The sequence below is a fragment of the Klebsiella sp. HMSC25G12 genome (genome assembly GCF_001807705.1).
Lineage (GTDB): Bacteria > Pseudomonadota > Gammaproteobacteria > Enterobacterales > Enterobacteriaceae > Klebsiella > Klebsiella variicola.
In genome coordinates, this window is record NZ_KV789910.1 from 71,286 (window position 1) to 93,411 (window position 22,126).

Here is a 22,126-nt window from a genome sequence, read left to right on the forward strand (position 1 = left end):
AGCGAATGCGTTTAAAACCGATAGTGACCGCGCTGTGTGCTGGCGCGCTGCTGGCCGCCTCCCCCTTTGCGTCGGCCAAAGAACTGAAAGCGATTGGCGTGACAGTGGGCGACCTTGCCAACCCGTTCTTTGTGCAGATCACCAAAGGGGCGGAGCTGGAGGCCCGCAAGCTGGCGGGAGATAATGTCAAAGTGACGCTGGTCTCCAGCGGCTACGATTTGGGCCAGCAGGTGGCGCAGATCGATAACTTTATCGCCGCCAAAGTCGATATGATCATCCTCAACGCCGCCGATTCGAAGGGCATTGGCCCGGCGGTGAAGCGGGCCAAAGAGGCCGGGATCGTGGTGGTGGCGGTTGACGTCGCCGCCGAAGGCGCCGACGCCACCATTACCTCCGATAACACCCAGGCGGGCGAGCTGGCCTGTAAATACATTAGCGACCGCCTGAACAACAAAGGCAGCGTGGTGATCATCAACGGGCCGCCGGTATCTGCGGTACAAAACCGCGTCGAAGGCTGCGAAACGGAGTTCAAAAAACACCCAGATATAAAAATCCTCTCCTCCAACCAGAACGCTAAAGGCAGCCGGGAAGGCGGCCTGGAGGTGATGACCTCCCTGCTGGCGGCCAATCCGAAGATTGACGGCGTGTTCGCGATCAACGATCCGACGGCGATTGGCGCCGATCTGGCGGCGAAACAGGCGCAGCGTAGCGAATTCTTCATCGTGGGCGTCGACGGCAGCCCGGACGGCGAAGAGGCGCTGAAGCGTAAGAACTCCCTGTTCGTCGCGACGCCGGCGCAGGATCCGCAGGTGATGGCGGCGAAGGCGGTGGAGATTGGCTACGACATCCTGCAGGGCAAACCGGCGCCGACCGCGCCTGTGCTAATCCCGGTGACGATGATCGACAAAAACAACGTCAGCTCTTACAAAGGCTGGACCGTGAAATAAGCGCAACCCGGCGCACAATCGTTCCGCCGATTGTGCGCTACGCTTAACGAGTATGACGGCGCGGAGTAGCGATCATGGAACGTAAAGGGATTATTGCCGCAGGCAACATGCTGGTCGATCATGTCCATCAGATCAGGCAGTGGCCGGAGCGCGGCTGGCTGGTGGAAATTGTCCATAGCGAACGCGCCACCGGCGGCGCCCCGCTGAATGTCCTGCTGACCCTGGCTAAAATGCATGCCGGACTGCCGCTGCAGGCGGTTGGCCTGATTGGCGAGGATAACGACGGCGACTACATTACCGCCATGCTCGATCAGTACCATATCAATCGCCAGCTCGTGCAGCGCACCAGCTCCGCCCCCACCTCGATGACCCAGGTGATGACCGACGCCGACGGTCAGCGCACCTTCTTTCACTCTCCCGGCGCCAACCGACTGCTTGACCTCCCGGCCTTTGAGCCGCTGGATACGCCGCTGAAGATTTTTCATCTCGGCTATCTGCTGCTGCTCGAAAGCCTTGATCGGCCCGACGAGGCGTTCGGCACCCGCAGCGCACGACTGCTGGCGCAGATGCGCGATCGAGGCTATGAAGTGTCCCTCGACCTGGTGTCGCGCAAAGGCGATCCGCACTACCGCCCGCGGGTCCTGCCGGCGCTGGCGCATCTCGACTACCTGACCATCAATGAGCTGGAGGCCAGCGAGTTTAGCGGGCTGGAAATCCGCCTGCCCAACGGTGAGCCGCACGTCGCTAATATCGCCCGCGCCGCCAGCGCATTACTTGACGCCGGCGTGCGCCAGCGGGTAGTGATCCATTGTCCGGAGGGCGCATGGGGCGTATCCCGCACGGAAGCCGGGCGCTGGGTACCGTCATGGCGGCTGCCGCCGGAGGAGATTATCGGCAGTGTCGGAGCCGGGGACGCCTTCTGCGCCGGCCTGCTGTACGGCAGCCACGAACGCTGGCCGTTAACCGACAGTCTGCAGCTGGCCCACGCCTGCGCCCGCGCCAGCCTGCAGGCCGCCAACGCGATCGACGGCGCCAAAACGCTCCCTGAGCTGCAGGCGTTTATTCAGTTGCAGAATGGTTAGACTGGGTAGATCCCGCTATCAGGGCGATGCCACAGGAGAACGACGTATCATGGCGAGAAAAGGGATACGGTTTATTCAAATCACGCCTGTTTTACGCTGAGTTCAACAAGGGCGGGCCAGATGACTAACTGCGCCACTCGGCCAACACCTTTTCCAGTTTATCTAACGACTCAGCGCGTTTTATCGCTGGCATCTGATGAATATTGCGCAATTTCCACTGCACGGCAGGCAAATCCTGAATACGTGTTTCCGGCGCTAACCGCCAGTCTGGTTCGCCTCGTTTAAATGACAGCAAAAAATCGATATCCTGTTGCGTGAAACAGGATTTTAACGCATCAATCATCCTGTAGGGGACTGCTGTCAGTTCCTCCAGGGCTATCGTCTCAAATGTCATCCCGCTGAATTCACGGTAAAAGGGTTCAGCAATATCTTTCCAGCGAGGACTAAGCACTTCAGCCAGAGGCCGATTATGGCTAAGTAAATACGCGATAAACCCATTGAAAATGGGACGGTTAAGCTCCTGCGCATCAAGAAGTAATTTCACATCATAAAAATCTCTGGGATGCTGGCGATCCAGCGCCGCGCATAATTTTCCACCGTAGAGATCGGGCAACGAAACCACCGGAAGGCTGGCATAGCCAAAAACGTCCTCTACCGCCCCCACCACCTCTCGCTCCTGTGGTGGATATAATGTTCCCCGTGCGACCGGTGAGACCTCTATCTTTATTTGTGCGCTATCGGTAGTAACAACGACACGCATCTCATCGGAACGATTAGCTTGTAATACAGCGTTCATACCTGCCTGTTGTTGCAGATTAGCGGCAATACGTGCAAGCGCATCCCGTATATGAGGTAAAGCGATCGTTCTGCTTTCCAGGGGCACCCAGGCGAGGTCGATATCCACCGATAATCGTGGGAAATCACGGATAAAGAGATTGATTGCCGTGCCACCTTTCAGCGCAAATTCCCGTTCGACGGCAACATAGGGTAAAACCTGCATTAACAGAGCAACCTGCCGATAATAGGGCACCTGTATATCCATATTTTTTATTCCTTTTGAAAGCGTTCAGGCACAGTGATTTGATATTGAGCATTGAACTTGCCATTTACCACGATTTGCCGCTTACCCGCACCCAGATCGATTTTTTGGCTATCGATTCGTCTGAGCCAACCATGCTCGTAAAAACTGGCGAAAAAGAGATACAAACGCTTGGTCTGCACGGACTGGCTGACAGAAAGCAGATACTCTACTTTACGAGGATTAAGATTAACTAGTCCCTGGAAAAGCTCTGCCGCGTGGTTAAATGAGAGGGTCCCCGGTACCGCGCTCAACAACTCGTAAGCAGCCAGTTCCGGCGCACTGCCGGTGAGTCTTTTCCCTTTTACATCAAGCGTTACGCGGTATTTATCATCCAGCACCGGCAGTTTTTGCCCCGATATGACTATCCACTCCACACCCGGGAATTCCCTGAACCATTTTGGCAGCAGCGCTTTATTTTCCATACTCAACCAGCACTGGTTTTGTTTGAGCTGTAGATAGTGTGAACGACCCTGCCAGACTAAGCTACTGAGCCCCGCGACATACACCGGAGCGGCTAGCTGATTTTGCAAACATGCTAATGCATCGTTCCACTCCGGCTCACGTCCCGCACGCGCGTATACGCCGTTGCCTCGTTTTTTTAACCAGCCACTTTGCGTGTATTTAAAGGCCAGAGAGGGAGAGATGGCATGCCGGCTTAACCAGGACTGAAGGATCACATCTCCGGGAGCACTGTTTTGCAGCAGCCAGTTTAATTTTGATGGCATAGATTAACCCAAGGTGTCACTTTAATAAAAAAAGTAAACTCGCCGCGCTAAATAAAGTCAAGAGCAGGTTGGCAGCACCTCGCCCTACGCCGCCTTATCGCTGTGGGTCACATCGGCGGAAAAGACATAGCCCAGACCGCGTAGGGTTTTAATCAACGTCGGCTGATGCGGGTTTAACTCGATTTTGCGGCGCAGGCGCATGATCAGCACGTCGATAGTCCGGTCGAACACCTCAGTGCTTTCATTATGAGTCAGCGCCAGCAGCTGTTCGCGATTCAATACCCGGCGCGCGTTCTGCGCCAGCGCCAGCAGCAGGCCATATTCTCCCTGGGTCAGCGGGATCGCCTGCTGCTGCGGGTTATACAGTTCGCAGCGCGTGGTATCCAGCCGCCAGCCGTTAAACGTCAGGCCGCTGCCGACGCCCGACGTCTCGCCGGCCAGCGCCCCGCTGCGTCGCAGTACCGCTTTCACCCGGGCGACCACCACCCGCGAGCTGAAAGGTTTGGCGATGTAATCATCGGCGCCCATCTCCAGGCCCACCACTACATCAGACTCACTGCCCAGACCAGACAGCATCACCACCGGCAACTCAGGCCGCGTGCGCTGCAGCTGCTGAAGCACCTGCAGACCATGGGTATCCGGCAGGATCATATCCAGCAAAACCAGCGCGATGTCTGCCCGCTGCGCCACCCTCGCCAGCGCGTCGCCGCCGGTCTGGCAGACCAATACTTCAAACGCGTGCGCGCCAAGCACATCGCTGAGCAGTTCGCCCATCGCTATGTCGTCATCCACCACCAAAATGACTGGTTTCATCTTTGCCTCTGCCCGCGGGGAATTAGTGTCAGTCTGATCGATTCTGCAAGCCTGCGCCGACAAATTCCTCTCCCGGTGACATTTTTTCAAGCGCCGTCACATCTCCGGCGTATCGACACGTCAAATCTGTCGACAGGCTGTTTTTCGTCAGCATTTCGCCCAAAAAAGCCGCGTATCATCAAGGAATATCCACAATGAAAATATGGCATAGAAGATGCATAGTGACGGCGCGATAGCGCAAACGCGCCCATTGAATAACTGGAGCAAGACCGATGAAAAAAGTCGTCACGGTTTGCCCGTATTGCGCATCAGGTTGCAAAATCAACCTGGTGGTCGATAACGGCAAAATCGTTCGGGCTGAAGCGGCGCAGGGGAAAACCAACCAGGGAACCCTGTGCCTGAAGGGCTATTATGGCTGGGACTTTATTAACGATACCCAGATCCTGACGCCGCGCCTGAAAACCCCCATGATCCGTCGTCAACGCGGCGGCAAGCTGGAAGCTGTCTCCTGGGATGAGGCGCTGGATTACGTCGCCACTCGCCTCAGCGCCATTAAAGCCAAATATGGCCCGGATGCGATCCAAACCACCGGCTCCTCCCGCGGCACCGGTAATGAAACCAACTATGTGATGCAAAAATTCGCGCGCGCCGTTATTGGTACCAATAACGTCGACTGCTGCGCTCGCGTCTGACACGGCCCTTCGGTTGCAGGTCTGCACCAGTCGGTCGGTAACGGCGCCATGAGTAATGCCATCACGGAGATTGATAACACCGATCTGGTGTTTATCTTCGGTTATAACCCGGCGGATTCCCACCCTATCGTGGCGAATCACGTCATTAACGCCAAACGCAACGGGGCGAAAATCATCGTCTGCGACCCGCGCAAAATTGAAACCGCGCGCATCGCCGACATGCACATTGCGCTGAAGAACGGCTCGAATATCGCGCTGCTCAACGCCATTGGCCATGTGATTATTGAAGAGGATCTGTACGATAAATCCTTCGTCGCCAGCCGTTCCGAGGGCTTCGAGGAGTATCGCAAAATCGTTGAAGGCTATACGCCGGAGTCGGTGGAAGCGATCACCGGGGTTAGCGCCCAGGAGATCCGCGCCTGCGCCCGGATGTACGCCAGCGCCAAATCCGCCGCCATCCTGTGGGGCATGGGTGTCACCCAGTTCTATCAGGGCGTGGAGACGGTCCGGTCGCTGACCAGCCTGGCGATCCTCACCGGCAACCTCGGCAAGCCGAGCGTCGGCGTCAACCCGGTACGCGGCCAGAACAACGTCCAGGGTGCCTGCGATATGGGCGCGCTGCCGGATACCTATCCGGGCTACCAGTACGTCAAATTCCCGGAGAACCGCGAGAAGTTCGCCAAAGCCTGGGGCGTCGACAGACTGCCGGAACATACCGGCTATCGCATCAGCGAGCTGCCGCATCGCGCGGCGCACGGTGAAGTGCGGGCAGCGTACATCATGGGTGAGGATCCGCTGCAGACCGATGCCGAACTCTCGGCGGTCCGCAAAGCGTTCGACGATCTGGAACTGGTTATCGTCCAGGACATTTTCATGACCAAAACCGCCTCCGCGGCCGACGTCATCCTGCCGTCCACATCGTGGGGCGAGCACGAAGGCGTGTATACCGCAGCGGACCGCGGCTTCCAGCGCTTCTTTAAAGCCGTGGAGCCGAAGTGGGACCTGAAAACCGACTGGCAGATCATCAGCGAAATCGCCACCCGGATGGGCTATCCGATGCACTACAACAATACCCAGGAGATCTGGGATGAGTTGCGGCATCTGTGCCCGGACTTCTACGGCGCCACCTATGAAAAAATGGGCGAACTCGGCTACGTCATGTGGCCATGCCGCGATGAGTCCGACGCCGACCAGGGGACGTCGTATCTGTTTAAAGAGAAGTTCGATACCCCGAACGGGCTGGCGCAGTTCTTCACCTGCGACTGGGTCGCGCCGATCGATAAGCTCACCGACGAGTACCCAATGGTGCTGTCGACGGTGCGCGAAGTCGGCCACTACTCGTGTCGTTCAATGACCGGTAACTGCGCGGCGCTGGCGGCACTGGCGGATGAACCTGGCTATGCGCAAATCAACACCGCCGACGCCGAACGGTTAGGCATCGAAGATGAAGCGCTGGTGTGGGTGAATTCGCGTAAGGGTCGGATCATCACCCGCGCGCAGGTCAGCGACCGGCCGAACAAAGGCGCGGTGTATATGACCTACCAGTGGTGGATCGGTGCCTGTAACGAGCTGGTCTCAGAGAACCTGAGTCCGATAACCAAAACGCCGGAGTACAAGTACTGCGCGGTCAACGTTGAGCGGATTGCCGATCAGCGCGCGGCGGAACAGTACGTGATTGATGAGTACAACAAGCTGAAAGCCCGCCTGCGCGAAAGCGCGATGGGTTAAGGTTCGAACCTTTGTACCATTGAGTAGCCCCGGTAAGCGGTAGCGCTACCGGGGATTTTCCCCGGAGGCGGCGCATTGCGCCTTCTCCGGGCTACCAAATCGCACAACGCTGTAGCCCCGGTAAGCGGTAGCGATACCGGGGATTTTCTCCGGAGGCGGCGCGTTGCGCCTTCTCCGGGTATTTACCCCGCTAATTCCCGCCATTTTCTTCTTTTTCGCCTCCCTTTATACTGCGCGCTATGTTCCTTGCTGATAATAAATACAAATGAAATACCTCTTTTTATTTCTACTGGTTTTCACCAGCGGCGCAGCGGTCGCCACCGAACCGGGCAGCCAGTATCAACAGCAGGCGGAAGCCGGCGATCGACGCGCGCAATATTACCTTGCCGATACCTGGGTCAGCTCCGGTGATTATCAGAAAGCCGAATACTGGGCGCAGAAGGCCGCCGCCCAGGGCGATGGCGATGCACTGGCGCTGCTGGCGCAGCTCAAAATTCGCAACCCTCAGCAGGCGGACTATCCGCAGGCCCGCCAGCTGGCGGAAAAAGCCGTCAAGGTCGGCAGTAAATCCGGGGAGATCGTTCTGGCGCGGGTGCTGGTGAACCGTCAGGCTGGCCCCACCGATGTGGCGCACGCCATCACGCTGCTGCAGGATGCCGCCCGGGATAGCGAAAGCGATGCAGCGGTGGACGCCCAGATGCTGCTGGGGCTGATCTACGCCAGCGGCGTGCACGGCCCGGAAGATGATGTGAAAGCGAGCGAATACTTCAAAGGCAGCTCGGCGCTCTCACGGACCGGCTATGCCGAATACTGGGCCGGGATGATGTTCCAGCAGGGAGAGAAAGGCTTTATCGAACCGAATAAGCAGAAGGCGCTGCACTGGCTTAACGTCAGCTGCCTGGAGGGGTTTGATACCGGCTGCGAAGAGTTTGACCGGATCAGTAAAGGATAAGAAAAAGCCCGGCGTTCGCGCCGGGCTTTGTGTTTTATTGGGCGGTTTTATCAAACTTGCCCAGCACTTCGCGTTCATACGCCAGCGCTTTTTTGCGGTCGAACTTATGCTCCCATTTGGCGATAACCAGCACCGCCAGCGCATTGCCCACCACGTTCAGCGCGGTACGCGCCATGTCGAGAATACGGTCGACACCGGCGATAAAGGCGAGGCCTTCCAGCGGGATCCCCACGCTACCCAGGGTTGCCAGCAGCACCACGAAGGAGACGCCCGGCACGCCAGCGATCCCTTTCGAGGTCACCATTAAGGTCAGCACCAGGGTGATCTCCTGCCAGATAGAGAGGTCGATACCGTACAGCTGGGCGATAAAGATCGCCGCGATGCTCTGATACAGCGTTGAACCATCGAGGTTAAAGGAATAACCGGTCGGCACCACAAAGCTGGTGATCGACGCCGGCGCGCCATAGGCTTCCATCTTCTCGATAATGCGCGGCAGCACGCTCTCCGAGCTGGCGGTGGAGTAGGCCAGAATCAGCTCATCTTTCAGGATACGGATCAGGATCCAGATGCTCAGGCCACACAGACGCGCGACAATCCCCAGCACCACCAGCGCGAAGAACAGGATCGCGAAGTAAACCAGCAGTACCAGCTTGGCCAGCGGCCACAGCGAGGCGAAACCAAAGGTGGCGACGGTCACCGAAATCAGGGCGAACACCCCGATCGGCGCATAGCGCATCACCATGTGGGTGACTTTAAACATGGTTTCGGAGATGGAGCGGAAGACCGTCACCAGCGGCTCACGGTGGGTCGCCGGCAGCGAGGAGAGCCCCAAACCAAACAGCACCGAGAAGAAGATAATCGGCAGCATATCGCCTTTCGCCATCGACGCCACGATGTTGGTCGGGACCAGCGACAGGATAGTGCCCATCAGGCCATGCGCATGGCTTTGCACCTCGGCAGTCGTGCTCTGATATTTCGAAATATCAACCGCCGCCAGCTGTGACATATCAATGCCGGTCCCCGGCTGAAAGACGTTGGCCAGGGTGATACCCAGCACGATCGCCACCGTGGTGATCACTTCGAAATAGATAATGGTTTTGGCGCCGATCCGGCCTAACTGCTTGGCATCGCCCACGCCGGCAATCCCGACCACCAGGGTCGAAATGACAATCGGGACCACGATCATTTTAATCAGATGGATAAAGATATCGCCCGCCGGCGTCAGCAAATTGCTAATCAACCAATCGCGACTTTCGGCGTGGTAATGCAGATAACTGCCCAGAAGGATACCCAGCACCAGGGCTAGCAAGATTTGCCAGGCCAGACTGACTTTTTTCGTTTTCTTCACTACTGACTTCCTCAATGAAAGGCACCATTCCTTTTCGTCATGGTACCCACTGCAGGGGGTATGAATTGTGTTGCGTTGCTTTGTGGGGTTATTTAACGCGCAATATCAGTATCATTTGCACGGCATGCTGCGCAAGCCTTTAAGAATAGGGCTTTCTTCTGGTTTTCTGCATAAAGTCACGAATTTTCCCCAGTTACAATGCATAAGTATTTGTAATAAAAAATATTTCACACCTTCCGTTTCTATAAATTCATTTACGTAATTATTTCACTTCAAAGTTTCATTTGATGAAATTTCACTCAGTTGAATCATTGCGTGATCTGCCCCCCAATTAACAAACAAAGCTGTCAAAACCCCTACTCTTAACGTTTGTTTGACATATATTTAACAAGTTCAAAGGAGAAAAAAAGCCATGAGCCAAATACACAAACACCCTATTCCCGCTAATATCGCGGAACGTTGCCTGATTAACCCGGAACAGTACAAGGCGCAGTACCAACAATCCATAACCGACCCTGATACATTTTGGGGCGAGGAGGGCAAGATCCTTGACTGGATACGCCCCTATACCCGCGTGAAGAACACCTCTTTCGCGCCGGGTAATATTTCCATCAAATGGTATGAAGATGGCACCCTGAACCTCGCCGCCAACTGCCTCGACCGCCATCTCGCCGAGCGCGGCGATCAAACCGCCATCATCTGGGAAGGCGACGACGCCAGCCAGAGCAAGCACATCACCTACCGTGAACTGCATGCGGACGTGTGCCGCTTCGCCAATGTGCTGCTCGACCTTGGGATTAAAAAAGGCGATGTGGTCGCCATTTATATGCCGATGGTGCCGGAAGCCGCGGTGGCGATGCTGGCCTGCGCCCGCATCGGCGCTATCCACTCAGTGATTTTCGGCGGCTTCTCGCCGGAGGCGGTGGCCGGACGCATTATCGACTCCAGCTCGCGCCTGGTGATCACCGCTGACGAAGGGCTGCGCGCTGGTCGCGCCATCCCGCTGAAGAAAAACGTTGATGACGCGCTGAAAAACCCGAACGTCAACAGTATTGAGCATGTCGTGGTCCTGAAACGTACCGGCGGCAAAATCGACTGGCAGGAAGGCCGCGACCTGTGGTGGAGCGACCTGATGGCCAATGCCAGCACCGAGCACCGGCCCGTCGAGATGAACGCCGAAGATCCGCTGTTCATCCTCTATACCTCCGGCTCCACCGGCAAACCGAAAGGGGTGCTGCACACCACCGGCGGCTATCTGGTCTACGCGGCCACCACCTTTAAATACGTTTTCGACTACCATCCGGGCGATATTTACTGGTGCACCGCCGATGTGGGCTGGGTCACCGGCCACAGCTATCTGCTGTATGGTCCGCTGGCCTGCGGCGCCACCACCCTGATGTTCGAAGGGGTACCGAACTGGCCAACCCCGGCGCGTATGTGCCAGGTCGTCGATAAGCATAAGGTCAGCATTCTCTATACCGCCCCGACGGCTATCCGCGCCCTGATGGCGGAAGGCGACAAAGCTATCGAAGGCACAGACCGTTCCTCGCTGCGCATTCTCGGCTCGGTCGGCGAACCGATTAACCCGGAAGCCTGGGAGTGGTACTGGAAGAAGATCGGTAACGAGAAGTGCCCGGTGATGGACACCTGGTGGCAGACCGAAACCGGCGGCTTTATGATCACCCCGCTGCCGGGCGCAATCGAGCTGAAGGCCGGCTCCGCGACGCGTCCGTTCTTCGGCGTCCAGCCGGTGCTGGTGGATAACGAAGGCCTGCCGCTGGATGGCGCCACCGAGGGCAATCTTGCCATCGCCGACTCCTGGCCCGGCCAGGCGCGTACCCTGTTCGGTGACCATGAGCGCTTTGAGCAAACCTACTTCTCCACCTTCAAAAATATGTACTTTAGCGGCGATGGCGCGCGTCGCGATGAAGATGGTTACTACTGGATCACTGGCCGCGTGGATGACGTGCTGAACGTCTCCGGCCACCGTCTGGGTACCGCGGAAATTGAATCCGCGCTGGTGTCGCACCCGAAAATCGCTGAAGCGGCGGTGGTGGGGATCCCGCACAACATCAAAGGCCAGGCCATCTACGCCTACGTGACGCTCAATCACGGCGAAGAACCAACACCGGAGCTGTATGCCGAAGTGCGTAACTGGGTGCGCAAAGAGATCGGCCCGCTGGCGACGCCGGATGTGCTGCACTGGACCGATTCGCTACCGAAAACCCGCTCGGGCAAAATCATGCGTCGCATTCTGCGTAAGATTGCCGCGGGCGACACCAGCAACCTCGGCGATACCTCGACGCTCGCCGATCCTGGCGTCGTGGAAAAACTGCTCGAAGAGAAGCAGGCCATAACGATGCCATCGTAAGCAAGGACCGATTCCCTACACCCTCTCCCCCGCCGGGGAGAGGATAAAAATAAGTCCCTCCCCCAGGATTCCACTCGCAGGAACGCCGTCAGCAAACCGTATCCCGGCTCCATCGCCGGAGGGGTTGCTGTCGCCAGCGTCCGCTGAGTGGATGACGAAAGGGAGACCTCTGGAGACGCTAAGATGAATGAACAACTTTGTCAGCGGATAGAAAATAGTGCGCATTTCAGGGAGTTAGTTGCATCACGGCAACGGTTTGCCGCCATTCTGTCAGTGATTATGTTAGTGATCTACGTGGGCTTTATTTTGCTTATCGCCTTCGCGCCCGGCTGGCTCGGCACTCCGCTGCACGCCGGTACCAGCGTCACCCGCGGGATCCCGCTCGGCATTGGCGTGATCGTCATTTCGTTTATCCTGACCGGTATTTATGTCTGGCGGGCCAATGGTGAATTCGACCGTTTGACCAAGAGCGTTCTCAACGAGGTAAAAGCATGATCAAGAGAGTCCTGACGGCGCTCGCCGCCACGCTGCTGCCCCTCGGCGCTCACGCGGCAGACACCATTACCGGCGCGGTACAGCGCCAGCCGACCAACTGGCAGGCGATTGTCATGTTCCTGATTTTCGTCGCCCTGACGCTTTACATCACCTACTGGGCCTCAAAACGGGTACGTTCGCGCAGCGATTATTATACCGCCGGCGGCAATATTACTGGCTTCCAGAACGGGCTGGCGATTGCCGGCGACTTTATGTCGGCAGCGTCGTTCCTCGGTATTTCCGCGCTAGTGTATACCTCAGGCTACGACGGCCTGATCTACTCGCTGGGCTTTCTCGTCGGCTGGCCGATTATCCTGTTTCTGATTGCCGAACGACTGCGCAACCTTGGCCGCTATACCTTTGCTGACGTCGCTTCATACCGCCTGAAGCAGGGGCCGATCCGCACCCTCTCCGCCTGCGGATCGCTGGTGGTGGTAGCGCTGTATCTGATCGCGCAGATGGTGGGCGCCGGCAAGCTGATCCAGCTGCTGTTCGGCCTCAATTACCATGTCGCCGTGGTGCTGGTTGGCGTGCTGATGGTGCTCTATGTCCTGTTCGGCGGCATGCTGGCAACCACCTGGGTGCAGATTATTAAAGCGGTTCTGCTGCTGTGCGGCGCCAGCTTTATGGCCTTTATGGTCATGAAGCACGTCGGCTTCAGCTTCAATAACCTGTTTACCGAGGCGATGGCCGTCCATCCGAAAGGGGCGGCGATTATGAGTCCCGGCGGACTGGTGAAAGATCCGATATCAGCGCTCTCTCTGGGTCTGGGTCTGATGTTCGGTACCGCCGGCCTGCCGCATATTCTGATGCGCTTCTTTACCGTGAGCGATGCCAAAGAAGCGCGTAAAAGCGTCTTCTACGCCACCGGTTTTATGGGCTATTTCTATATCCTGACCTTTATTATCGGCTTCGGCGCCATCATGCTGGTCGGCGCGAACCCGGCGTTTAAAGACGCGGCCGGACAGCTTATCGGCGGCAATAACATGGCGGCGGTGCATCTGGCGGATGCGGTGGGGGGCAATCTGTTCCTCGGCTTTATCTCCGCGATCGCTTTCGCCACTATCCTGGCGGTGGTGGCTGGCCTGACGCTCGCCGGCGCCTCAGCGGTGTCGCACGACCTGTACGCCAACGTCTTCCGCAAGGGCGCGACCGAGCGTCAGGAGCTGAAGGTCTCCAAGATCACCGTGCTGATCCTCGGGGTGGTGGCCATTCTGCTGGGTATTCTGTTTGAAAATCAGAACATCGCTTTCATGGTCGGCCTGGCCTTCTCCATTGCCGCCAGCTGTAACTTCCCGATTATTCTGCTGTCGATGTACTGGTCGAAGCTGACCACCCGCGGCGCGATGGTCGGCGGCTGGCTGGGCCTGCTGACTGCGGTCATTCTGATGATCCTCGGCCCGACCATTTGGGTGCAGATCCTCGGCCATGAGAAAGCGCTGTTCCCGTATGAATATCCGGCGCTGTTCTCCATCGCCATCGCGTTCATCGGTATCTGGGTCTTCTCCGCCACCGATAACTCACCGGAAGGGATGCGCGAGCGCGAGCAGTTCCGCGCCCAGTTTATCCGTTCACAAACCGGGATCGGTATCGAACGCGGCCAGGCGCATTAATCGTTCTCTCCCCTTCCCCGGCGCCGTCCGGAGAAGGGGCTCACCCCCGACCTCTTAGTTATAGGTTAAGGTGATCACCCCGGTGGCGTTTGCCGAACCCGCGGTCACCGCGCTCCCCGTCTTGTAATAGTTAGTGGATAAGGCAAGCGTCTGCATGGCCGCGGCCCCGCCTGGGCTGTCGGGGTTGGTGAAATAGCTATAGCTGGCGTCCGCGCCGCTGTTGGTCACCGTCGTGCGGCTCGAAGTATAGAGGCTGATATCGGTATTTAACGGCAGCGCTTCGCCATCCATATTCAACTGAACCCCCACCCCGGTGGCAACATTCTCCTCTGCCGTTAAGGCCATCACCGTGTTGCCAGGGTTATCCCCACTCGCTTGCGCCGCCGCCACACGCATCGAAACGTTGGTTCCCGGCTCGCAGGCAAGGGTCAGGGACTGCCGCGCGTTCCCCACCTTCGTCGCGGTGTTGAACTCGCTGGCATTGATGCTGCCCATGGCAAAACTGAGATTATTGCTACCGACAATACACCCCATCGGGATCATCTGGATGCTGGTGGTGCCGCTGATGTGCAGCCGGGAAATGGAGAGCGTCGCCTTACTATCCTTCGCCGAAACCGTAGCCACCGGATCGCTGAACGATAATTGACTGTTGCTGGCGATAGCGCCGCCGGTGGCCACCAGCTGCAGCTGATATGCCGGGGTGTAATGGGTCGAGGCATAATAATCAAACAGGCCGGTGGGCTTACCGAGATAGTAATTCACATCGCCGATATAATGCACCTGCGAGTCGGGGCTGAAATCATCGGTATCACCGTCATATTCACCGCTGATATTGAGCCACACCTTGACGCGGAGGCCGATCCCCTGCACCGAGGTGGCATAGATATTATCCCCTATCAGCGCCCCGGCATTGTTCGAGGACCAGGCAAACACCGCGTAGGTGCTTCCCTCGCAGTTAATCAGCTCCGTTTGCGCGCGGGTAATTTTCCCCGAGTCATACAGCACGGTGCCCGCGGTGTAGCTCCCGGCGTTGACCAGAATCTTTTCCGGCAAGTTAGTCATCGAGACATCGCCATAGTTGGTTCCCGTGCAGGCCGCCCAGCTATAGAGGGGACACAGTACCAGCATGAACAAGAAGATCAGTTTTTTCATACCCATCCCTGTCGAAACGTTATTTGTAAGCCACATCGAACGTGGCGGTAAAGCCGACAATCCCCGGCCTTACCTGGCCATAGGGCGAAAACATGCGTGCTACCATATTGAAGATATGGACGTCGGCACGGTCACCAAAGGTATAAAGATACTGGTCGCCAGGCCCGAGGGGCTGCTGATCGGCAAGAGTGAGAAGTTGCATACCGACGCCGCTGGCCCCGTCGCTGCCTGTGCGGAAGTTTTTATAAACCGAGGTGTAAGTGTTATCGAATTTTGCTCCGCTAAATGCGATGGTTACCGCCGACGCATCGGCGGAACAACTGGAAAAGACCAGCTTAACCGGCACGCTGGCGCCGCTCGACCCGGCATTTCCGGAGAACGTCTGCGAGGAGACGGTGCCTAAATCGATACTGTTCGACGGTTCCACGGCCACCTCGCAGGAAGGCGCTTCGATGGTGCCCGTGACGTTAAAATTGACCGTGCTGCTGCCTTCATAAGCCAGCGCCGGAAGGGAGAGCAGCAAAAGGCTGGCCACCAGGATGCCCCTTGTGCTGCCGTCTCGCATATTCATATCAGCCCCTTCTTCCATGTTGAAAACCTGCATCCATTACCGGCATTCGGCCTGATAGAACAGAATATCGTCGCCAAGAGCCATGCTGGAGAAGTCGTAATGAACGGTGCACTGCTCACTGCTTTTCTCCCCCCAGCGCGCTAACAGCTGGCCTTTTTTCTGCAGCCCCGTGAGATACACCTGCCCCTCATCGCCGACAATATTGCTGCGCGCCGCGCTGGCGCGATCATTATCAAGGGTCACCAGCGCGCCGAAAGGCACCACACCGTTGCGAGTACGCAGGGTGAGCATCGCCTTATAGCCAATTCGGGTGTCATACTGCACTTTGACGATTGCATTGCGCGTTGGGACCACCGTTCTGGCGACGTTATCCACCTCGGCGCCAGCCATCTGCTGTTCATCCAGCGCCAGGCTGTTGCGATGGTAAGGGCGAACATACGGTACGACGGCATACCCGGCGGCATCCGTCGTCACGTTGGTCTGGCCCTGCACCCGCACATCGCTGACGCCGGGCGTTTCGATCAGTGCAGCACTCTCACCCAGAAAGCGCGACAGCGTGAGCCCGCCCGCGTGAGCAACCATGCCGCCGCGCAGCGAATAATTGTAGTGATTGCTGTAGTGGTCGTAGCCATAGCCGCCGGCGACATCGCCTTTTGCTCCCTGATAATTGACGCTGAGGTTGCCGGAGGTGCTCTTATCCTGGGTGTTGTAACCCTCCTGGAGACTCCAGTTGAGAGAGCGATCCTCGAACGCCGAGCCATTGAGCCCCACGCTGTGCGTGGTGTCGTTATGCCGACCATGGTTCAAGGTGTAATTCGCCGAGAGCGTCTCGCCAAGCGGGATGCTTAGCGTCAGGGAGACGATGGTATCGCTGGCCGGCCGGTTATTGCCGCTGTCATCGGTACTTTGCACATTGCGGTTATAGGAATAGTTAATAAAGTAGGAGGCCTTGCCAATCGACCCGCTATAGCCCACGCCTACCGACTCCATGCGCGAGCTGTCCCAATAGGTTTCATTGACCAGCGAAAGCGAGAGCGAACCATAGCCAAACAGCGTCTGCGACAGCGAAGCGTCAAACCGGCCTTTCGTTCTGCCGCTCTGCGTACAGCAGTCGCGCTGCGTGGAGGCGTTATCGACAAAATCCTGAAACGAATAGTATCCCGCGGTGGAGTAGCGATAGCCGGCCACGGAAAAGCTGGTGCCCGTCTGCAGAAAGCTTTTGCTGAAGCGGACGCGATACGATTGCCCCTGTTCTTTGCGGGTTGACGAGGCCGTATCGCTGGTTTTCACGTCGGCCCACGACTGAGAGCCGTCAAACGACAGCGCGCCGATGGTGCCAAGGTTAAAGCCAGCGCCTAACAGCAGGTTGGTGTATTTATCTTCCGCCTGCTGAAAGCCGGTATAGAGAGTAAAGTTACTGGTGGCGCCATAGGCCAGGGAAGACTGAATAAAGTTGTATTCTTTATCGTCGGAGCTGCCTGAGCGCGTCCTGCCGCTGCTCAGCGCATAGTCCAGCTGGCCCTCGCGCTGCAGGACCGCCAGCGAGGCAAAAGGCACCACAAAGTTTTGCTCGCTGCCGTCAGACTCTTTAACGGTGACGTACAGATCGCCGGCGCTGCCGGTGGCATACAGATCGTTAATCTCAAAGGCGCCGGGAGCGACGGTGGTTTTATAAATGCTGTAACCATTCTGATAAACCGAGACCTCCGCGGTGGTGCGCGCGATCCCTCGAATCGTCGGCGCAAAGCCATGCAGGCTATCCGGCAGCATCTCTTTGTCCGAACTGAGCTGCAGGCCGGTAAAGCTCACACTGTCGAAGATGCCGGAAGAGGTATAGGTATTACCGACCACCAGTTGACTGCGCAGGGTGTGAATATCGCGGGCAAGGTACGAGTAAACCGACTCCCAGCGGCTGCTGTTGTCGCTGTGGCTATAGGTGCTGTAGTTGCGCAGACGCCATGGCCCCAGATTCACCCCAGGCTGCAGGCTAACAAACTGGCTGTCTACGGTCGCGCCATTATGCCGCGGCGCATTGCGCTGCCCGGTGACACTATAGTTGAGAAGACCGGCGTTGATCCCCTGCTGCCACTGGCTCTCCGGTATATAGTCTCTTGGGCGATTCAGCATCGCGGCCTGCGGAACGGTAAAATCGATTCGCTGTTGGGCAAGAGACACCGAAAATGTCATCCCGGGGATCGCCGACAGCCGGGCGCAGGTTTCCCCTGCCGCGAACAGCTGGGGATAGGCGGTGGTATTAATCAACCACGAATTCAGATACTCCGCGGAAAGACAGGGAGAAGCGGTCGCGCCTGCGTCATGGCCAATTTCCTGAAAGGTCAGCGATTCTGAACTGACATACTTATCATTGATGTAAACATCCAGATGATAGGTGCCCGGCGGTACGCCATCTTGCGAAAAATAGGACAGATCCACCGAAGCCGCAGGATCCTCGGCGACTTCGAGTAAATTCGGGTTGAAATATTCACCGGCCTCAGCGCGAGAAGACAAGGTACTCAGGCACAAAACAATAGCGACGCAGATACTTTTGGTTGAAAACAGTAGCTCAACGCTACTGAATGATAGCGGTATATTTCTTCCCTGACATACCATAATCATTAATCACGCTCCATGTGATCTCTTTTTTCCCTGTCGCGGACAGGGTACTCTGCACGGGTATTTTTAAAGTAGAAAATGGGGCAGCAAACCATGCGCCAGAAATATTTTTTCCGTTAAGGCTAACCTGGGAAAAATTCATATACAGCGGTGAGTTATTTTTTACCGTCACCGAGTCCCCCGCTTTTCCCCACTGTAATTTTTCGGCATACGATTCCGGTGTATTGCCTTTTAACGCGGCAGGTCGATAAATCAATTTTATTTTCGAGTTGATGGCAAACTGCACCACATTTTTATCCGGGACATATTCCGTTGCCGGGATCCCTTTGATATTGAGCCAAAACATCGACTCGCGATCGTCGGGTAATTTTTTTCCTGAGCGGACAACGCGCACGAATCCTTTCTCTCCGGCTTTGAGACGGAACAGCGGCGGCGTAATAATAAACGCGTCTTTGGCTGGCGACGCGGCATCCACCACCGAGAGCCAGGACTGGACGATATTGCTGCTCTGATCTTTATTCTCAACCGTGATGACGGCGTTGTTTTTCGCACCATCAAACACCAGACGCGTGCCGCCCACGACCACGCTGGCTTGCGCAATAGAGGAAGACAGCAAAAAACCGACCACAAAAAAAGGATATCTCATACGTTTAATTAAAGGGGAATAGCAGACGATTCCCCTTTCTCCATTCAACAAAACGCCGAATTAATAATAAGTCACGTTATAAGTCACAGTTGTCTGAACGGTACCTTTCGTCGGATCGGTATCACCCGACTTCACCATTTTAACGGTGAATGGAATGGTTGCGGCACCAGAAGAAATATCGACATCTGAACCCTCTTCATTATTCTTCATTACCTTACCCGCTTCGTCAAAAAGGGCCACAGCAACACCGGTTGCCGGCTCATCAGTCGCCTGGTTTTTAAAATAATCGCTGTTCGCGGTATCGGAAACACCGCCAAAAGTGACGCGAGCGATACTGTTGCCACCGTCTTCCGCGGTCGGGCAATCGGCTAAGCTAAAGGAGAAGTTCTTGGCAGCGCCGAAGGTATACGCTTTCAGATCCGCCACTGAGGTGGTGCCCATATCAATAGCCGTTACGCCGCCGTCAATAGTCGCCGTACAGGTCGTATCGGAAACAACACCATTAAAAGTAATGGTGTTATCGGCCTGAGCAACGGTAGACAGCACGCTGCAGGCAGAGAAAATCAGGGCACCCGCCAGAATTTTTTTACTCATCTTCATATTTATTCCCATATCCATTATAAACGACAATCAGTCCGTCAATTGTTTTATGCAGATATATTAGAGAATGAATTTGCATCCGCGCGGCGTCACATACACATTTACGTGACATATGATTTATGATAATTAATATTATACATAAATAAACGACCAGCATTTGAATCCATTCAATAATACAAGCCCGCGTAAAAAGAATAACGAACAGAGGGTAAAAGCTCAATTATTAATGTAAAAATTGATTTTTAAACAAATCGCCTTAAAAAATGAAAAAAATAAGATGAAGTTCCTTTGAAATCATAGCGATACAAACTTATAAAATTCTTAGAGATAATAAAAAGCCTATACATCATTCGCAATATAATTAGATCACTATTGATTATGAAATATTTAGTTACAAAGAGAGGATGGTAATAAGAATTGCCTTAATCTTTTCTGATGACCAATAACCGGCATAAACAAAAAGGGGCGAAAATAGTTCACAACTATTCCGCCCCTCAATATTTCATAACAACCGATTACACGAGAACGCTAAAACAGCAGCCAGCGCACTAACGGCGCCGCCAGCACCACCACTACGCCAGACAGCATCATCACCAGGCTGGCCACCACGCCCTCCTGCTGGCCCAGCTCATAGGAGCGCGCCGTCCCGGCACCATGGGAAGCCGCGCCGAACCCGGCTCCTTTCGCCATCCCTTCCCGGATAGCCAGGCGTAAAAACAGCATATCCCCCACCGCCATGCCAAAGACGCCGGTGATCACCACAAACAGCGCCACCAGATCGGGCTGACCACCGAGCGGTTTCGCCGCCGCCAGCGCAAAGGGCGTGGTCACCGAGCGCACCGCCAGGCTGCGCTGGATTTCATCAGACAACATCAATCCGCGCGCCAGCCATACGGAGCTGGTCACCGCCACCACCACCGCCGTTACCACCCCGGCGCTGAGCGACATCCAGTGGCGTTTGATCACCGCGACATTTTCATAGACCGGGACGGCAAAGGCGATGGTGGCGGGGCCCAGCAGCCACAGCAGCCAGTGGGTCTCTCCCATATAGCTCTGATAAGAGATATGGCCCAGCACCAGGATCAGCACCAGCAGGATCGGCGTGAACACCAGCGGCATCAGCGGCAGTTTATGAAAACGGCGATACAGTCTTTTATTGGCGTAATAGAGACCCAGCGTCGCCACCAGACACAGGACGCTCAGCATGACATCATTCATTTTTTTAGCCGGCTCACTTCGTAACGGTAAACCCTGTCGACGACCCAGGCCGTCGCGCCCAGCACCATCAGCGTGCTTAAGGCAATGACCAGGAAAATCCGCCAGCCATCAACCATCAGCAGCTGGGTATAATTGACCACCGCGACCACCGCCGGGACGAAAAACAGCAGCATCTCCGCCAGCAACCAGCGGGCGCCGGCGCGAACCCAGTTCAAGGGGATCACCCGGCAGACGATCAGCAGCAGGAGCATCACCATGCCGACCAGGTTAGCCGGCAGGGGTACCTGCCACCTGTTCACCAGATATTGCGCAAAAATAAATAACCCGACATAAAGAAGCACCTGCAGCGGGATTTGAAGACGCTGCGCCACGGCGGGGGCAACGCGAGCTGGCGCGAAGGCCATGAGCGATATTCCTGAAAAAAAGAAGTCAGGGGTGCAGTATAGAGAGCCGCCGAAGCGGACAGAAATGAATTAAAATCATCGCAGGTATAGTCTCAGGGAATAATTATGGATATCCGAACGCTGCGCTATTTCGTTGAAGTGGTTCGTCAGCAGAGTTTTACTCGCGCGGCGGAAAAGCTGTTCGTCACACAGCCTACCATCAGCAAGATGCTCAAAAATCTCGAAGATGAACTGAACTGCACGCTGTTGATCCGCGATGGCCGTAAACTGCTGCTCACCGATACCGGGCGCGTCGTTTTTGAACGCGGCCAGGCGATCCTTGGCGAGTTCAGCCAGCTGGAGTCAGAACTAAGCGATATCAACCACCTGAATAAAGGGGTGTTGCGGCTTGGCATTCCACCGATGGTCGGAATGCTGATGGCGGAGCCGATCAGCCGCTTCCGCGAGCGCTACCCGGGCGTCGAGCTGAAAATCGCCGAGTTTGGCGGCCTGACGGTCCAGCAGGCGGTCAGCAACGGCGAGCTCGATATGGCGATGACCGCCCTGCCCATCGAAGAGGGTAGCCACCTCACCACCCTGCCGTTGTTCAACCACCCGCTGTGCGTCCTGACGCCAAGAACCGCGCCGTGGGAGGGCGTGACCTCGCTCTCGCCGGTCGAGCTGGCGGCGTATCCGCTGGTCATCTACAACGAAGAATTTGCCCTCAGCCAGCAGCTGATGCGCCTGTTTGCCGAGCATGACGTAAAGCCGCGTATCGCGGTGCGCAGCGGACAGTGGGATTTTCTCGCCGCGATGGTGCAGGCCGGCATTGGCGTGGCGATCCTGCCCGAGCCGATTTGCCAGCGTCTCGACCCGCAGAACTTTTGCTGGATCCCATTACAAAGCGAGCTGCGCTGGGAGCTGGGGATGATTTGGCGGGAGGGCGTGTATATGTCGCGCAGCGCTGAGGCCTGGCTGGCGTGCAGTAAAGCGTTCTGGCTGGAATAATTCCCTGGTGACAACGCGTTTCGCAGAGGAATGGGTAGCCCGGGTCAGG

General features: G+C 56.3%; 19 protein-coding genes and 1 pseudogene. 8 read left to right on the plus strand and 12 right to left on the minus strand.

Going from position 1 to position 22,126, the window contains the following annotated elements:
- Window positions 1-5 precede the first annotated feature (5 nt).
- Together HMPREF3096_RS21235 and HMPREF3096_RS21240 are read left to right on the plus strand one after the other, a co-directional pair.
- Window positions 6-947: an ABC transporter substrate-binding protein gene (locus HMPREF3096_RS21235; RefSeq protein ID WP_012543155.1), complete on the plus strand. Its 942-nt coding sequence runs from the start codon at window positions 6-8 to the stop codon at window positions 945-947.
- Between the two features lie 74 nt (window positions 948-1,021).
- Window positions 1,022-2,029: a carbohydrate kinase family protein gene (locus HMPREF3096_RS21240; RefSeq protein WP_022065799.1), complete on the plus strand. Its 1,008-nt coding sequence runs from the start codon at window positions 1,022-1,024 to the stop codon at window positions 2,027-2,029.
- 124 nt (window positions 2,030-2,153) lie between these two features.
- On the opposite strand, the gene HMPREF3096_RS21245 is transcribed toward HMPREF3096_RS21240, so the two are convergent.
- The 3 genes from HMPREF3096_RS21245 to HMPREF3096_RS21255 all read right to left on the minus strand — a co-directional run bounded on the left by HMPREF3096_RS21245 (window position 2,154) and on the right by HMPREF3096_RS21255 (window position 4,648).
- Entirely contained in the window at window positions 2,154-3,071 is a 918-nt protein-coding gene (locus HMPREF3096_RS21245) for a nucleotidyl transferase AbiEii/AbiGii toxin family protein (RefSeq protein ID WP_032731730.1), read from the minus strand.
- A 5-nt stretch (window positions 3,072-3,076) separates the two neighbouring features.
- On the minus strand, window positions 3,077-3,835 hold the full coding sequence (locus HMPREF3096_RS21250) for a type IV toxin-antitoxin system AbiEi family antitoxin (protein WP_008807257.1): 759 nt from the start codon (window positions 3,833-3,835) through the stop codon (window positions 3,077-3,079).
- A gap of 84 nt (window positions 3,836-3,919) precedes the next feature.
- A complete protein-coding gene (locus HMPREF3096_RS21255; RefSeq protein ID WP_008807258.1) occupies window positions 3,920-4,648 on the minus strand; it encodes a response regulator transcription factor in 729 nt (242 codons plus the stop codon).
- A gap of 272 nt (window positions 4,649-4,920) precedes the next feature.
- Here HMPREF3096_RS21255 and fdhF point away from each other — a divergent pair, with 272 nt between their 5' ends.
- The gene (gene fdhF, locus HMPREF3096_RS21265) at window positions 4,921-7,068 is read left to right on the plus strand and encodes a formate dehydrogenase subunit alpha (RefSeq protein ID WP_077598908.1); all 2,148 of its coding nucleotides are present in this window, start codon (window positions 4,921-4,923) and stop codon (window positions 7,066-7,068) included.
- A gap of 265 nt (window positions 7,069-7,333) precedes the next feature.
- Complete coding sequence (locus HMPREF3096_RS21270; protein WP_016160120.1) at window positions 7,334-8,020, plus strand: tetratricopeptide repeat protein; 687 nt, start codon at window positions 7,334-7,336, stop codon at window positions 8,018-8,020.
- 34 nt (window positions 8,021-8,054) lie between these two features.
- On the opposite strand, the gene gltP is transcribed toward HMPREF3096_RS21270, so the two are convergent.
- Window positions 8,055-9,368, minus strand: coding sequence for a glutamate/aspartate:proton symporter GltP (gltP, locus tag HMPREF3096_RS21275; RefSeq protein ID WP_012543161.1), 1,314 nt, complete (start codon window positions 9,366-9,368; stop codon window positions 8,055-8,057).
- Between the two features lie 111 nt (window positions 9,369-9,479).
- A pseudogene (locus HMPREF3096_RS29760) lies at window positions 9,480-9,680 on the minus strand (hypothetical protein).
- 100 nt (window positions 9,681-9,780) lie between these two features.
- Here HMPREF3096_RS29760 and acs point away from each other — a divergent pair.
- From acs to actP, 3 genes are all read left to right on the plus strand, one after another.
- Window positions 9,781-11,739, plus strand: a complete 1,959-nt coding sequence (acs, locus tag HMPREF3096_RS21280) for an acetate--CoA ligase (protein WP_032731728.1) — start codon at window positions 9,781-9,783, stop codon at window positions 11,737-11,739.
- 183 nt (window positions 11,740-11,922) lie between these two features.
- The gene (locus HMPREF3096_RS21290) at window positions 11,923-12,234 is read left to right on the plus strand and encodes a DUF485 domain-containing protein (protein WP_004177812.1); all 312 of its coding nucleotides are present in this window, start codon (window positions 11,923-11,925) and stop codon (window positions 12,232-12,234) included.
- The gene (actP, locus tag HMPREF3096_RS21295) at window positions 12,234-13,886 is read left to right on the plus strand and encodes a cation/acetate symporter ActP (RefSeq protein WP_070544580.1); all 1,653 of its coding nucleotides are present in this window, start codon (window positions 12,234-12,236) and stop codon (window positions 13,884-13,886) included. The genes HMPREF3096_RS21290 and actP overlap by 1 nt, the downstream gene beginning before the upstream one ends.
- 54 nt (window positions 13,887-13,940) lie before the next feature.
- Here the strand turns inward: actP and HMPREF3096_RS21300 are convergent, their stop codons facing one another.
- The 7 genes from HMPREF3096_RS21300 to HMPREF3096_RS21330 form a co-directional block, all read right to left on the minus strand.
- Window positions 13,941-15,038, minus strand: a complete 1,098-nt coding sequence (locus tag HMPREF3096_RS21300; RefSeq protein WP_008807263.1) for a type 1 fimbrial protein — start codon at window positions 15,036-15,038, stop codon at window positions 13,941-13,943.
- Between the two features lie 19 nt (window positions 15,039-15,057).
- Entirely contained in the window at window positions 15,058-15,609 is a 552-nt protein-coding gene (locus HMPREF3096_RS21305) for a fimbrial protein (RefSeq protein WP_044613841.1), read from the minus strand.
- A gap of 36 nt (window positions 15,610-15,645) precedes the next feature.
- Window positions 15,646-18,225: a fimbria/pilus outer membrane usher protein gene (locus HMPREF3096_RS21310; protein WP_032731720.1), complete on the minus strand. Its 2,580-nt coding sequence runs from the start codon at window positions 18,223-18,225 to the stop codon at window positions 15,646-15,648.
- Window positions 18,179-18,868: a fimbrial assembly chaperone gene (locus tag HMPREF3096_RS21315; RefSeq protein ID WP_032691118.1), complete on the minus strand. Its 690-nt coding sequence runs from the start codon at window positions 18,866-18,868 to the stop codon at window positions 18,179-18,181. The genes HMPREF3096_RS21310 and HMPREF3096_RS21315 overlap by 47 nt, the downstream gene beginning before the upstream one ends.
- 60 nt (window positions 18,869-18,928) lie before the next feature.
- A complete protein-coding gene (locus HMPREF3096_RS21320) occupies window positions 18,929-19,486 on the minus strand; it encodes a fimbrial protein (RefSeq protein WP_074442684.1) in 558 nt (185 codons plus the stop codon).
- A 510-nt stretch (window positions 19,487-19,996) separates the two neighbouring features.
- Window positions 19,997-20,686 carry an LrgB family protein gene (locus HMPREF3096_RS21325; RefSeq protein ID WP_023296899.1) on the minus strand — a complete coding sequence of 230 codons (690 nt, stop codon included), beginning with the start codon at window positions 20,684-20,686 and terminating at the stop codon, window positions 19,997-19,999.
- Window positions 20,683-21,090, minus strand: coding sequence for a CidA/LrgA family protein (locus tag HMPREF3096_RS21330; RefSeq protein ID WP_012969152.1), 408 nt, complete (start codon window positions 21,088-21,090; stop codon window positions 20,683-20,685). The genes HMPREF3096_RS21325 and HMPREF3096_RS21330 overlap by 4 nt, the downstream gene beginning before the upstream one ends.
- A 105-nt stretch (window positions 21,091-21,195) precedes the next feature.
- Between HMPREF3096_RS21330 and HMPREF3096_RS21335 the strand changes: the two genes are divergently transcribed.
- The gene (locus HMPREF3096_RS21335; protein WP_070544577.1) at window positions 21,196-22,077 is read left to right on the plus strand and encodes a LysR family transcriptional regulator; all 882 of its coding nucleotides are present in this window, start codon (window positions 21,196-21,198) and stop codon (window positions 22,075-22,077) included.
- Window positions 22,078-22,126 lie beyond the last annotated feature (49 nt).